The sequence below is a fragment of the Sphingobium sp. HWE2-09 genome (assembly GCF_035989265.1).
GTDB lineage: Bacteria > Pseudomonadota > Alphaproteobacteria > Sphingomonadales > Sphingomonadaceae > Sphingobium.
The window spans coordinates 2,791,109-2,804,401 of the sequence record NZ_JAYKZX010000003.1 but is presented as its reverse complement, the minus strand read 5'-3'; the positions used below and the strand labels follow the sequence as shown (position 1 = coordinate 2,804,401).

Genomic DNA, 13,293 nt, shown 5'->3' with positions numbered 1-13,293 from the left:
ACCGGGCCTAAACATGATGATTGCATGAAATGCAATCGCGCCGCCATGTTTCGCATTTGCGACAATCCCTGCTGCACCGCAAAAGGAACGGGCCTTTCAGGCATCCTCTCCTAAAACTTCAAGGCCGTCCTCCTGGGCGGCTTTTTTTTGTCTCGATCGGGCTGGCCTCTGTCCCAGTTGCCGTAACGTCCTGCGATCCCGACGACGGCCGGACGCGCCGATATGCGCGCAAAAGCGTGGCGCGCTTACTGGAATTTAACCACAATCCTGATATCGCCGACCCGTTCATGCGCCACTCATTAGGTCGAATGCCATCGATCAAGGCCAAATATCATGTTCAGTAGAGGATCTGCCATGTTGCTTCGCGGTCGCCATATTTCCGCCCTTTGCCTGTCCGGCGTCATGCTGGCGTCGACGCCAGCCTTTGCCGGCGGCTTCTACCTGCAGGAACAATCACCCAAGGAAACCGGCCGCGCGCTGTCCGGCGGCGCGGCGGCGGGGGACGACCCATCGACCATCTATTTCAACCCCGCCGCGATGACGCAGTTGGACGGCATCCAGACCTCGGTCGGCGGCGTCGCGCTGTTCGCCTCGGCGCACCAGACCAATCGCGGATCGCGCCGCTCCATTCCGGGCCTGCCCGTCACCACGCCCGTCACCGGCAATGATGGCGGCAATCCGTTCGAAAGCGTCATCCCCATCCCCAGCTTCTACGCCAGCGCACAGGTCAGCGACCGGCTTTGGGTCGGCCTGGGCGTCAACGCGCCTTTCGGCCTGAAACTGGAATATGATGACGGCTTCTTCGGCCGCTATGATTCGCTCTACACCAACCTCAAAACCTATAATATCCAGCCCTCGGCCGCCTATAAGGTGACGGATAATCTGTCGATCGGCGGCGGGGTCGACGTGCAATATGTGAAGGCGACGCTGACCAACGCGCTGCCCCAACTTTCCCCGCTCGCCGCCACCGACGGCTTCGCCAGCCTCAAGGGTGACGACTGGTCGGTCGGCTGGAACGCGGGCATTTTTTACACGACCGGCGACACCAATTGGGGCGCTCATTATCGCTCGGGGATCAGCCACAAGCTGGCGGGCACCCAGACCATATCCGGGCTGCTCGGCCCGATCGCCGCGGGCAACGGCTCCTTTGCCGCCACCGCCCCCCTCGACCTGCCCGACATCGTCACGCTCAGCATGATGCACAAGCTGACCCCGCAACTGCGCGCGATGATCACCGGCAAATGGTATAATTGGTCGCGGTTCAAGGCCATTGCCGTCACTTCGGCCACCGGCACGACCAACAAGGAACTGGATTATAAGGACAGCTATTCGGTCAGCGTTGGCGGCGAATATGATCTCAGCCCGGCCTTCACCGTGCGCGCAGGCACGATGTTCGACCGGTCGCCAACCAATCCCCAATATCTGACCACCCGCGTGCCCGATGGCGACCGCGTCTGGCTGACCGGCGGCGCGACCTGGAACATGTCGGACGCGATGGCGCTCAATGTCAGCTACGCCCACACCTTCGTGGAAAAGGCGAACATCATCCGCCCCGACAGCTACTTCCCCGCGCCCGCGACGGTGACAGCGACGACGCTGGCCCAGACCAGCGGCAATGCGGACCAGGTCGCCGCATCGCTCACGCTACGCTTCTGACTCTCGCCGCACCGGCCCGCACCCCCACCCGACCGCCCAACCAGGATACTCTGTGGGCGGTCGGGTGGGGGTGCGGGCTGGTGCGGTAGAAACAATAAGGACTCCCGCTTCTAACCGTCACCAAATATCCCTATAGGAGGCTCCGTAGCTTACGGAGCCTCTTTTCATGTCCGACCATAATCCCGGCCTGCGCCCCTGGCGCGACATAGCGCGGCGGCAATCGCGCCAGATCATGGTCGGCAACGTGCCCGTCGGTGGCGGCGCGCCCGTCACGGTCCAGACCATGACCAATACATTGACGCACGACGTGAAGGGCACGATCGACCAGATTCGCCGCTGCGAGGAAGCGGGCGTGGACATCATCCGCGTCTCCTGCCCCGACGAAGAGTCGACCGCGGCGCTGAAACAGATCGTCCGCGCTGTCCGCGTCCCGATCGTCGCCGACATCCATTTCCACTATAAGCGCGCATTGGAAGCGGCCGACGCAGGCGCGGCCTGTCTGCGCATCAACCCCGGCAATATCGGCAGCGAAGCCCGGGTGAAGGAAGTGGTGGACGCGGCCAAAGCCAATGGCTGCTCGATCCGCATCGGCGTCAACGCCGGGTCGCTTGAGAAGGACTTGCTCGAAAAATATGGCGAACCTTGCCCCGAAGCGCTGGTCGAATCCGCGCTCGACCATATCAAGCTGCTGCAGGACCAGGATTTCCACGAATATAAGGTCGCGGTGAAGGCCAGCGACGTCTTCCTCGCCGTCGCCGCCTATATGCAGCTGGCCGACGCGGTCGATTGCCCGCTGCATCTGGGCATCACCGAAGCGGGCGGCCTGATCGGCGGCACGGTGAAAAGCGCGATCGGCATCGGCAACCTGCTCTGGGCCGGGATCGGCGACACGATCCGCGTCTCCCTCTCCGCCGAACCGGAAGAGGAAGTGCGCGTCGGCTATGAAATCCTCAAATCGCTCGGCATCCGTACCCGCGGCGTGAAAGTCATCTCCTGCCCGTCCTGCGCGCGTCAGGGCTTCGACGTCATCCGCACCGTGCAGGCGCTGGAAGAACGGCTCCAGCATATCCACACGCCGCTCTCGCTCTCGGTACTGGGCTGCGTCGTCAACGGCCCCGGCGAAGCGCGCGAGACCGATATCGGCCTGACCGGCGGCGGCGCGGGCAAGCATATGGTCTATCTCTCGGGCGTCACCGACCATGTCGTGCAGGATGAAGGCATGGTCGATCATATCGTCCGCCTGGTCGAAGCCAAGGCGGCGGAAATCGAAGCGGCCAGTGCCGAAGCCGACATGACCGACGCGGGCAAGGCGCAGGCGGCGGAATAAGCGGAGCGATCCGGTGCGTTCCTCGCCCGGCGGCTTTGCCGTCCCGTTCGCCGTCTGCTGCGCCGGTGTCGCGCTGTTTTCCGTGATGGACGCGGCGATGAAAGGGCTGAGTCTCTCCATCGGCCTTTACAACGCCCTGTTCTGGCGCGCGGTCACCGGCACGCTGCTGGGCCTCGCCCTGATGCTGCTCACCCGCCAGCGCTGGCCCTCGCGCGCAGTGCTGCGCATCCATCTGCTGCGCGGGACGGTGGTGGCGCTGATGGCCGCGCTCTTCTTCTGGGCGCTCATGCGGATGCCGCTCGCCGAAGCGATCGCGCTGTCCTTCATCGCGCCGCTGATCGCCCTGTACCTCGCCGCGCTGCTGCTCAAGGAAAGCGTCGGGCGACAGGCGATCATGGCGTCGCTGCTGGGGCTGGTGGGGGTAGGGGTCATCCTGTCGGGCCGGATTGCGGGCGTCTATAATGCCGACGCGCTGCTGGGCGCTGGCGCGGTGCTGGCGTCCGCCATCCTTTTCGCCTGGAACCTCATCATCCAGCGGCAACAGGCGCAGGTCGCGTCGCCGATCGAGGTCGCCTTCTTCCAGCACCTCGTCATGCTCGGTGTTTTCGCGTTCGGCGCGCCCTTTCTGCTAACGCTGCCTCCGCTACATGCCGCGCCACTGGTACTGCTGGCCGCCTGCCTCGCCTTCACCTCGCTCGCCGCCCTGTCCTGGGCCTATGCCCGGGCGGAGGCTCAGCGGCTGATCCCGGTCGAATATAGCGCCTTCCTATGGGCAGCGATCATGGGCTGGCTGGCCTTTGGCGAGCGGCTGACGCTCACGACCGTGGCAGGCGCATTGCTCATCGTCGCGGGCTGCCTTATCGCGGCGCGCAGCAAAGGGGCAGCGGTTGCCCATGTGGAGGCGGGCGCAGCATGACCGACATCATCATTCGTCCGGCCCGCGCCGACGATATCGGCACAATCCACGATTTCATCCTGGCGCTGGCGGACTATGAACGGCTTGCCCATGCCGTAAAGGCCGACCGCGCCACGCTCGCCCGCTATCTGTTCGGCGAACGGCCGATGGCCGAAGTGCTGATCGCTGACCATGACGGCACGGCCGTCGGCTTCGCGCTGTTCTTCCACAATTTCTCGACCTTCGAAGGACGGCCGGGCATTTACCTGGAGGATTTGTTCGTCCTGCCGCAGGCCCGCGGCCTTGGCGCGGGCAAGGCGCTGCTTGCGCGTCTGGCGCAACTGGCGATCGCGCGCGATTGCGCCCGGCTCGAATGGTCGGTGCTCGACTGGAACGCACCCGCCATCGCCGTCTATCGCGCGATCGGCGCGACGCCGATGGACGGCTGGACGGTGCAGCGGCTGGACGGGGCCGCGCTGGCGGCACTCGCCGACAACTGACGCTCCATGTGCTGGGGAACGCCCACCCATCGGGCTATCATATAACGGCGGGACGAGCCGATCCGCCGCACCCTTGACGCGGACTCGCCGTCGGAGGCATTGTGCCGAAACGGAACATTTGGGGGACACACAGCAATATGGCCGTCGGCCGCACCGTGAAACGCACGCCGGAATGGCGCGAAATGCTCAAGCGCAGCCTGTTGCGCAGTGGCGCGCTGATCGGCGCGATCCTGCTCATATTGGCGACGCTGTTCCTCGCCCTCGCCTTGCTCAGCTATGCCCCCAGCGACCCTTCGATGAACACCGTTGCGGGCGATCATGTGGCCAACATCATGCAGGCGCCCGGCGCCTGGGCCGCCGACTTCCTGCTCTGGCTGCTGGGCGTTCCCGTCGCGCTGATCCTGCCGCTGATGGCGATCACGGCGCGGCGCATGTGGGGCGACCAGGATATGAGCGAGTGGAAGGGGCAGTTCGGCAAATGCCTGTTCGGCATCGTCCTGATCGGCATCGCGCTCGCTCTGTTCCAGGATGCGCCGCTGGTCGGCCTGCCCGCCGGCTGGGGCGGGGTCATCGGCCTGGTCGTGGCCAAGGGCGTCGCCAGCCTGACCGCGCAGGCGCCTGCCGCCGCGCCCTGGATCAAGGGCGCGCTGGTGGTCGGCACGCTGATCGCGGGCCTGTTCGCCTGCTACCGCAGCCTTGCGCTGGAAAAGCCGATCATCGCTTTGCGCCGCCCCTCACTGCCTAAGCTCAACCTGCCACGCCCGACGCTGGGCTTTCCCGGTAGCAGCAACACCATCGATGCCGAAGATGAGGACGACGACGAACCGGCCGAGCGCGTCATCGCCCCGCGCAAACAGGTGTCGAACGAACCCAAGCCGCCCATCACCATCCAGTCGCCCAAGCCCGCGCCGGTGCAGCGCGCCATGGCCCCGATCAGCCAGGACGATCTGTTCGGCCACAGCTCGCTGCCGTCGCCCGATCTGCTCAACCCCATTCCCGCCAACCAGGGCGGCAAGATCGACAAGGCGGCGCTGGAACGCAACGCCCGCCTGCTCGAATCGGTGCTCGACGATTTCCATGTGAAGGGCAACATCACCGAAGTCCGCCCCGGTCCGGTCGTCACCATGTACGAACTGGAACCCGCGCCGGGCATCAAGGCGAGCCGCGTGATCGCGCTGGCCGACGACATCGCCCGCAATATGTCGGCGCTGTCCGCCCGCGTCGCGACGATTCCCGGGCGTACCGTCATCGGCATCGAACTGCCCAACGCCCATCGCGAAGGCGTGTCCTTCCGCGAACTCATCACATCCGAACAGTTCATGCAGGAAGCGACTCTGCCGATCATCCTGGGCAAGAATATCTCGGGCGAACCGATCATCGCCGACCTCGCCCCCATGCCCCATCTGCTGATCGCGGGCACTACCGGGTCGGGCAAGTCGGTCGGTTTGAACGCGATGATCCTGTCGCTGCTCTACCGCATGACGCCGGACCAGCTGCGCCTGATCATGATCGATCCCAAGATGCTGGAACTGTCGACCTATGACGACATTCCCCATCTGCTTTCCCCGGTCGTGACCGAACCGGCCAAGGCGATCCGCGCGCTCAAATGGGCGGTCGAGCAGATGGAGGACCGCTATCGCATGATGGCGTCCATCTCCGTCCGCAACCTCGCCAACTATAATGAGAAGGTCCGTGCCGCCAAAGCCAAGGGCAAGCCTTTGGGCCGCCGCGTCCAGACCGGCTACGACCCCGAAACCGGCAAGCCCATCTATGAGGAAGAACAGCTCGATTTTCAGCCGCTGCCCCAGATCGTGGTCGTGGTGGACGAACTCGCCGACCTGATGATGACGGCGGGCAAGGAAGTCGAATTTCTGATCCAGCGCCTGGCGCAAAAGGCACGCGCGGCGGGCATCCACCTCATCCTCGCGACCCAGCGCCCCTCGGTCGACGTCATCACCGGCGTCATCAAGGCAAACCTGCCGACCCGCATCAGCTTCTTCGTGACGTCGAAGATCGACAGCCGCACCATCCTGGGCGAGCAGGGCGCCGAACAATTGCTGGGCAAGGGCGACATGCTCTACATGCACGGCGGCAAGGGGTTGACCCGCGTCCATGGTCCCTTCGTCTCGGACGATGAAGTCCGCGTCGTCGCCGACCATTGGCGCGCGCAGGGCCAGCCCGACTATATCCAGGCCGTGACCGAAGAACCCGAAGAAGGCAGCTTCGCCCTCGACGGCGTGGACCTGGGCGACGACAGCCCGGATGCCCAGCTGTTCCGCAAGGCGTGCCAGCTCGTATTCGAAAATCAGAAGGCCTCGACCAGCTGGCTACAACGGCAACTGCGCGTCGGCTACAACAGCGCCGCCCGCCTGATCGAACGCATGGAGGAAGAAGGCCTGGTCGGCGCCCCCAACCATGTCGGCCGCCGCGAAGTGTTGCGCGACGAAAATGGCAATCCGCTGTGACGCGCTGAAACGGCCCATGATTGCATAACCTGCAATCGCTCTGCTTTCCTTCGCATTTGCGGCATGAAGCGGGATCGGCCAATAGGATCAGGCCTTTCAGGCATCCTCTCCTAAAACTTTACGGGCTGGTCTTCGGATCGGCCCTTTTTTTGTCCGTTTAAAATCGGATCTGTCAGCCAAGCGATACGATCGCGTCCCCCCGCCATCCGCCAATGCTTGCTATTTCGGAACAGCCGGGTTCACAACGGGTTCAAACCCGCGCCTCTACCTCATCCCTTTGAACAAACCGGAGTTGAACGATGCAGCGCAGCCTCGCGCCCCTGATCCTGGCCCTCGCCACCGCGCCGGTCGCCCTGTCGGCGATCGTCCCGACTGCGCCGCTTCAAGCGCAAACCGCGTCCTCGGACCTGACGCAGGTCAACGCCTATATCCGCGGCGTCACCACGCTGACCGCCGATTTCAGCCAGACCGACCGCAGCGGCCAGACGCTGACCGGCAAGCTGACCTTGAAGCAGCCGGGCAAGATCCGTTTCCAATATCAAAAGGGCGTGTCGCTGCTGGTGGTCAGCGATGGCAAGGCGTTGACGGTCATCGACTATGACGTGCGCCAGGTGCAACGCTGGCCGATCGGCAATTCGCCCTTGGCCGCGCTGCTGGACCCCAACAAGGATCTGTCGAAATTCGGCAAGGTCGTGCCGACCGGCGACTCCTCGATCCTGAGCGTCGAGGCGCGCGATCCCAAGCATCCCGAATATGGTACCATCACCATGATCTTCAAACGCAACACGTCCGGTCCCGCAGGCTTGCAGCTTTATGGCTGGGTCGCGCTCGATTCGCAGAATAATCGCACGGCGGTGCGGTTGAGCAACCATGTCTATGGCGCGCCAGTCGCCGATTCCGCGTTCCGCTGGACCGATCCGCGACCCAAGGGGCGGTCGGCGGGCGGCTGATCGTCGGATGGGATAAGACGGCCTGAGCGCCACGCGGGACGGACGGAAAAACTTACATCTTCGTTCATCTGCCGCTCATATGGCGAGCGCTAATCAAGGCCCAAGGCGAGAGACAAACCGGGATTTCCCCCCTGTTACCCGGTCCCCCCTCTCGCCGCGAAGCGCTTCAAGGGCGCGATCGAGACCCCCGTTCCACGCCCCCGGAGCGGGGGTCTTACTTTGTGCGGCGTCTTTGCAGCCGCTTGCGTGTCCGCCCATGGCCTCCTAGGTGGAATCGCATGGCCGACACCCTCTCCATCTGCTCCTGGAACATCAACTCCGTCCGCGCGCGCATCGACATCGTCGAGCAATTGCTGCGGCTCGAAGCGCCCGACATATTGTGCCTGCAGGAAACCAAGGTGGTGAACGAGACTTTTCCCACCGAAATGTTCCGCCGCATGGGTTATGTCCATCAGGTGCTGAACGGCCAGCGGATGCATCATGGCGTCGCGATCATGAGCAAGGTGCCGGTGCATGAGGATGACCGGTTCGACTGGCAGGCCAATGGCGAAGCGCGCCATGTCGGCGTCCGGCTCGACAATGGCGTGCGGATCGAAAATGTCTATGTGCCCGCCGGCGGCGACATTCCCGACCGTGAACTCAATCCCAAATTCGGCCAGAAGATGGATTTCCTCGAACGGATGATCCAATGGTCGTCGGCGCTGGACAAACAGCCCGCCATCCTGACCGGCGACTTCAACATCGCCCCGCTGGAATGCGATGTGTGGAGTCACAAGCAGTTGCTTAACGTCGTCAGCCACACGCCGGGCGAATGCGAAATCCTCGCCCGGCTCCAGGCGTCGAACGACTGGGTCGATATCGGCCGCCATTTCCATCCCGCGCCAGCCCGGCTCTATACCTGGTGGAGCTATCGCGCGAAGGACTGGGCGGAATCGGATCGCGGCCGTCGGCTCGACCATATGTGGATGACGAAGGATGTCGCGGAAAAGGCGATCAGCCATCGCGTGGTCGAACCGGCGCGCAGCTGGATCAAGCCGTCCGACCATATCCCCATCATCACCGAATTCGCCTTCTGATGCCGGGATCCGGCAACGGTCGCGCCAATGGACGGGACGCCGCGCGCGCGATCGACGCGCTGCGCCGCGGCTGGGCGATCCGCCTGTCCGCGCCCGATGGCGCGATCCGGCTGATGGCGATCGAGGGCGCGGACGCGGTGACGCTCGCCGACTTCGATCCGCAGGGTCAGGCCGATATCCTCATCTCCGCCGCCCGCGCCGAAACGTTGAAACTCGCGAACCAGCTGGCCGCCGCCGATCCCGACCTGCCGGTGCTGGTCGAGCGTGCGCCCTGGATCGACGCCGATGTCGCCACCGCCATATCCGACCCGGTGCTCGACCTCGCCTCGCCGCTCAAGGGGCCGTTCCGCGCCCGCGCGCTGCCTGCACCCCAAGCCGCCAAGGCCGCCCTGCGCCTCGCGCGCCTGGCAGGCATCCTCCCTGCCTATTTCCTGGTGGAAGGCGACGGCCCGGTCGAAGCGACGCTCGGCGCCGACGCTATCGCCGCCTATGACGACGCCACCCGCCTCGCCATCGCCACCCGCGCGCGCCTGCCGGTATCGGCCAGCGAACATGGCGAAATCATCGCCTTCCGCAGCCCGGACGAACCGCGCGAACATATCGCGCTGGTCGTGGGCAAGCGGGATGCCTCCCCCGGTCATCCGCCTGCACAGCGAATGCCTGACCGGTGACGTGCTGGGCAGCCTGAAATGCGATTGCGGCCCGCAACTGCACGAAGCATTGCACAGAATAGCCGACGCGCCCTGGGGCATATTGCTCTACCTCCGCCAGGAAGGGCGCGGCATCGGCCTCGTCAACAAATTGCGCGCCTATGCGATGCAGGACCAGGGGTTCGACACAGTCGACGCCAATGTCCGCCTCGGCTTCGCCATCGACGCGCGCGATTTCTCGGTCGCCGCAAGGATGCTCGATCTGCTGGGCGTAGGCGCCGTGCGGCTGCTCACCAACAATCCCAACAAGGTCGCAGGCCTGGAAGCGGCAGGCATCCGCGTCACCGAACGCCTGCCGATCATCCTGCCCGCCAACCCGCATAACGAACGCTATCTCGCCACGAAGCGGGACCGGACCGGCCACCAGCTGTGACGGCGATCCGCGTCGATAGCGGCGCGGGCCGCCTGACCTTCGGCGCTATCCGCATGGCCTGCACCATCGGCCGCAGCGGCGCCTGTCCTGCCGACGCGAAGCGGGAAGGCGATGGCTGCACGCCGCTGGGCGTCTGGCCGATCCGCGGCGTGCTGCTGCGCCCCGGCAAGGTCGACCCGACCGGCCTGCGCCTGCCCTGGCGCTGGGTCCGCCCGAACGACGGCTGGTCCGACGACATCGCCGACCCGGCCTATAACCGCCCGGTCCGCCTGCCGCGCGTCTTCTCCGCCGAAAGCCTGATCCGCGCCGACGACGCCTATGATATCATCATCGTCCTCGGCCATAACGACGCGCCGCCGGTGCCGGGGCAGGGGAGCGCCATCTTCTTCCATTTGTCGGAAGACCGCCCGACCGCAGGCTGCGTCGCGGTGGACCGCGCCGACATGCTGCGCCTGCTCCCACTGCTCGCACCGGGCGATGCGATGGAGATCCTTTAGCGCACCGTGTTCCCGCGCAGGCGGGAACCCAGTACCGCTCTATGAACTTGGTTCCCGCCTGCGCGGGAACACCGGACCTGCTCAAGCCCGCTCCAGCGCCTCGCCCACTTCGCCGCCCGCCGCTTCCAGCAAGCGCCGCTCCAGCGTCTGCAACCGCGCCTTGCTCTCGATCTTCCCGCCCAGCAGGTCGGTGACGTAGAACGTATCCACCGCCCGCTCGCCATAGGTGGCGACATGGGCGCTGTGCACCGTCACCTTCGACTGGAACAGCGCATTAGCGAGGCTGAACAGCAGCGCGGGCCGATCACGCCCATTGACCTCCACCACCGTGAAGCGGTTCGACGCCTTGTTGTCGATCAGCACATTGGGTTCGATGCGAAACGCCTCCGCGCGGGTCCGGGTAAGCGGGCGCGCCGACAGCTTGGTGATCATCCGGTGCCGGTTGGACAGCGAATCCTCGATCGCGCCGCGAATCCGCTTCAACTGATCGGGACTGTGGAACGCGCCGCCAAACGGATCCTGCACCAGGAAATTGTCGATCGCCACGCCATCGCGCGTCGTATGGATGCGCGCGTCGATGATGTTGCCGCCCGCCAGATGGATGGCGCCTGCGATCCGGTAGAACAGGCCGGGATGATCGGCGGCATAAACCGTGACCAACGTCGCCCCGCGCTGCGGATAATATTGCGCGGCGATCGACAGCGGCGATTCGCCCGACGCCAATATATGCTGCGCATTGTGGAACAGGATATCGTCCGGCTCGGCGATCCAGTAGGATTCGGGCAGCCGCTTGCTGAACGTGGCGAAGGCGGCGTCATCGATGCCCAGCGCACGTTGCAACGTTTCCTGCTTCACGATGACCCGTTCGCTGCGCCCCTTCTGCTTGTGGCCCAGCCGCAGCACTTCCTCGGCGCTCTCATACAAGTCGCCCAGCAACTGCCGCTTCCAACTGTTCCACACCCCCGGTCCCACGGCGCGGATATCCACCACCGTCAGGCACAGCAGCAACCGCAGCCGCTCCGGACTTTGCACCACATCCACGAAATCCAGGATCGTCTTGTAATCGGACAGGTCGCGCTTGAAGGCGGTGGCCGACATCAGCAGATGATAGCGCACCAGCCAGGCGACCGTCTCCGTCTCTGCCGGGGTCAGCCCCAGGCGCGGACACAGATGCTCGGCCACTTCCGCGCCCAGCAGGCTGTGGTCGCCGCCACGCCCCTTGGCGATATCGTGCAGCAGGACCGACACATATAGCGCCCGGCGCGACAGCAATTTGCCCATCAGGTCGGTCGCCAGCGGATGATCCGCGCCCAGCTCGCCCTTCTCGATTCGCGACAGCAGGCCAACGGCGCGGATGGTATGCTCATCGACCGTGTAATGATGATACATGTCGAATTGCATCTGCGCCACGACGCGGCGGAAATCTGGCACGAATCGACCGAACACCGACAATTCGTTCATCCAGCGCAGCACCGTTTCCGGGTCGCGCGGGGATGTCAGCACCTCCAGGAAAGCGGCGTTGGCGCGCGGGTCTTTCCGCACCTTCGCGGTGATCAGGCCCGCGTCGCGGCTGGCCGCGCGGATCGCACTGGGGTGAATCTGCAACCCATGCTTGTCCGCGACCGCAAAGATTTCCAGCAGCCGCACCGGGTCCGCCTGAAAGAAATCGTCGCTCGGCAGGCTAAGGCGCCCACGTTCCAGCACGAACCCGTCCAGCTTCTTGGGCCGACGGAACATGGCCGGGATATAGCGTCGCCCCTTCTCGGCCATCTGGTCGTCCAGATGGGCCAGGAACACCGCGGTCAGGTCGCCCACCGTCTTCGCGTTCAGGAAATAATAGCGCATGAAGCGCTCGACGCCCGATCGGCCCGCCCGCCCGGTGAAGCGCATCCGCGTCGCGGTTTCCAGCTGCAGGTCGAAGGTCAGCCGGTCCTCGGCCCGCCCGGTGATGGTGTGCAGGTGGCATCGCACCGCCCACAGGAAATCCTCGGCCTTCTGGAACTGGCGCAGCTCGACCTGCGTCAACAGGCCGACATCGACCAGTTCGGCGACCGACTTCACCCGGTTCACATATTTGCCGATCCAGAACAGCGTGTGCAGGTCGCGCAGACCCCCTTTGCCTTCCTTCACATTGGGTTCGACGACATAGCGGCTGTCGCCCATGCGACGGTGCCGCTCGTCGCGTTCCTCCAGCTTCTCGGTCACGAAAGCGCGGGCATTGCCCTGCATCACTTCCGCGTCGAAGCGGACCGACGTTTCTTCATAGAGCGCCCGGTCGCCCCAGACATAACGCGCCTCCAGCAGGGCGGTGCGCACGGTCAGGTCGGCCTTCGCCATCCGCATCGTCTCGTCGATCGATCGGCTCGAATGCCCGACCTTCAACCCCAGATCCCACAGCGAATAGAGCATGGATTCGATCACCTGCTCGGTCCAGCCTGTAGGCTTCCAAGGGGTGATGAAGCCGATGTCGACATCGCTATGCGGCGCCATTTCGCCCCGGCCATAGCCACCCACGGCGATCAGCGCGATCCGCTCGCCGGTGCTGCGATTGCCCGCCGGGTAGAGGTGATGCGTCGTCGCGTCGTAGAGCAGCCGCAAAATCTGGTCGATCAGGAAGGCGAAGGCCGTGACCGACTCCCGCCCGCGCGTGGGCTTGGCCTCCAGCCGCTTGGCGATTTCGGCCCGGCCTTGCTCCAGCGCCGCCTTCAACTCCTTCACGATGGCGCCACGCAGCCGCGTGCCATCGCCCCGATGCTCTATCGCCAGGGCGTTGATCGTGTCGGAAATGGCGCGCCTATCGATGATCGCACGACGCGATCCAAGGGCGGGGAACTGCATGACCAT

9 protein-coding genes and 1 pseudogene are annotated in these 13,293 nt (G+C 64.8%); 9 read left to right on the top strand and 1 reads right to left on the bottom strand.

Annotation, left to right across the window (positions count from 1 at the left end):
• Window positions 1-354 precede the first annotated feature (354 nt).
• From U5A89_RS19200 to U5A89_RS19160, 9 genes and pseudogenes are all read left to right on the top strand, one after another.
• The gene (locus tag U5A89_RS19200; RefSeq protein ID WP_338162609.1) at window positions 355-1,656 is read left to right on the top strand and encodes an OmpP1/FadL family transporter; all 1,302 of its coding nucleotides are present in this window, start codon (window positions 355-357) and stop codon (window positions 1,654-1,656) included.
• Window positions 1,657-1,822: 166 nt separating this feature from the next.
• On the top strand, window positions 1,823-2,983 hold the full coding sequence (gene ispG / locus U5A89_RS19195; RefSeq protein ID WP_338162608.1) for a flavodoxin-dependent (E)-4-hydroxy-3-methylbut-2-enyl-diphosphate synthase: 1,161 nt from the start codon (window positions 1,823-1,825) through the stop codon (window positions 2,981-2,983).
• A gap of 13 nt (window positions 2,984-2,996) precedes the next feature.
• Window positions 2,997-3,899 (top strand): DMT family transporter, encoded by a 903-nt coding sequence (locus U5A89_RS19190; protein ID WP_338162607.1) that lies wholly within the window; start codon window positions 2,997-2,999, stop codon window positions 3,897-3,899.
• Window positions 3,896-4,378, top strand: a complete 483-nt coding sequence (locus U5A89_RS19185) for a GNAT family N-acetyltransferase (RefSeq protein ID WP_338162606.1) — start codon at window positions 3,896-3,898, stop codon at window positions 4,376-4,378. Before U5A89_RS19190 ends, U5A89_RS19185 begins: the two co-directional genes overlap by 4 nt.
• Window positions 4,379-4,515: 137 nt before the next feature.
• Window positions 4,516-6,843, top strand: coding sequence for an FtsK/SpoIIIE family DNA translocase (locus tag U5A89_RS19180; RefSeq protein ID WP_338162605.1), 2,328 nt, complete (start codon window positions 4,516-4,518; stop codon window positions 6,841-6,843).
• Between the two features lie 299 nt (window positions 6,844-7,142).
• A complete protein-coding gene (locus tag U5A89_RS19175) occupies window positions 7,143-7,793 on the top strand; it encodes a LolA family protein (protein ID WP_338162604.1) in 651 nt (216 codons plus the stop codon).
• 278 nt (window positions 7,794-8,071) lie between these two features.
• Window positions 8,072-8,869, top strand: a complete 798-nt coding sequence (gene xth, locus U5A89_RS19170; protein WP_338162603.1) for an exodeoxyribonuclease III — start codon at window positions 8,072-8,074, stop codon at window positions 8,867-8,869.
• Window positions 8,869-9,952, top strand: a pseudogene (ribA, locus tag U5A89_RS19165) (GTP cyclohydrolase II). Before xth ends, ribA begins: the two are co-directional and overlap by 1 nt.
• A complete protein-coding gene (locus U5A89_RS19160; protein WP_338162602.1) occupies window positions 9,949-10,449 on the top strand; it encodes a L,D-transpeptidase family protein in 501 nt (166 codons plus the stop codon). The pseudogene ribA and the gene U5A89_RS19160 overlap by 4 nt, the downstream one beginning before the upstream one ends.
• Window positions 10,450-10,530: 81 nt before the next feature.
• Here U5A89_RS19160 and U5A89_RS19155 read toward each other — a convergent pair whose 3' ends face one another.
• Window positions 10,531-13,293 carry a [protein-PII] uridylyltransferase gene (locus tag U5A89_RS19155; RefSeq protein WP_338162601.1) on the bottom strand — a complete coding sequence of 921 codons (2,763 nt, stop codon included), beginning with the start codon at window positions 13,291-13,293 and terminating at the stop codon, window positions 10,531-10,533.

Excerpts from the sequence above, each read along its gene's own strand:
- xth (WP_338162603.1), top strand. The coding sequence starts at position 8,072 with ATGGCCGACACCCTCTCCATCTGCTCCTGGAACATCAACTCCGTCCGC.
- U5A89_RS19185 (WP_338162606.1), top strand. The coding sequence starts at position 3,896 with ATGACCGACATCATCATTCGTCCGGCCCGCGCCGACGATATCGGCACA.
- U5A89_RS19155 (WP_338162601.1), bottom strand. The coding sequence starts at position 13,293 with ATGGTCATGCAGTTCCCCGCCCTTGGATCGCGTCGTGCGATCATCGAT.
- ispG (WP_338162608.1), top strand. The coding sequence starts at position 1,823 with ATGTCCGACCATAATCCCGGCCTGCGCCCCTGGCGCGACATAGCGCGG.
- U5A89_RS19180 (WP_338162605.1), top strand. The coding sequence starts at position 4,516 with ATGGCCGTCGGCCGCACCGTGAAACGCACGCCGGAATGGCGCGAAATG.
- U5A89_RS19175 (WP_338162604.1), top strand. The coding sequence starts at position 7,143 with ATGCAGCGCAGCCTCGCGCCCCTGATCCTGGCCCTCGCCACCGCGCCG.
- U5A89_RS19200 (WP_338162609.1), top strand. The coding sequence starts at position 355 with ATGTTGCTTCGCGGTCGCCATATTTCCGCCCTTTGCCTGTCCGGCGTC.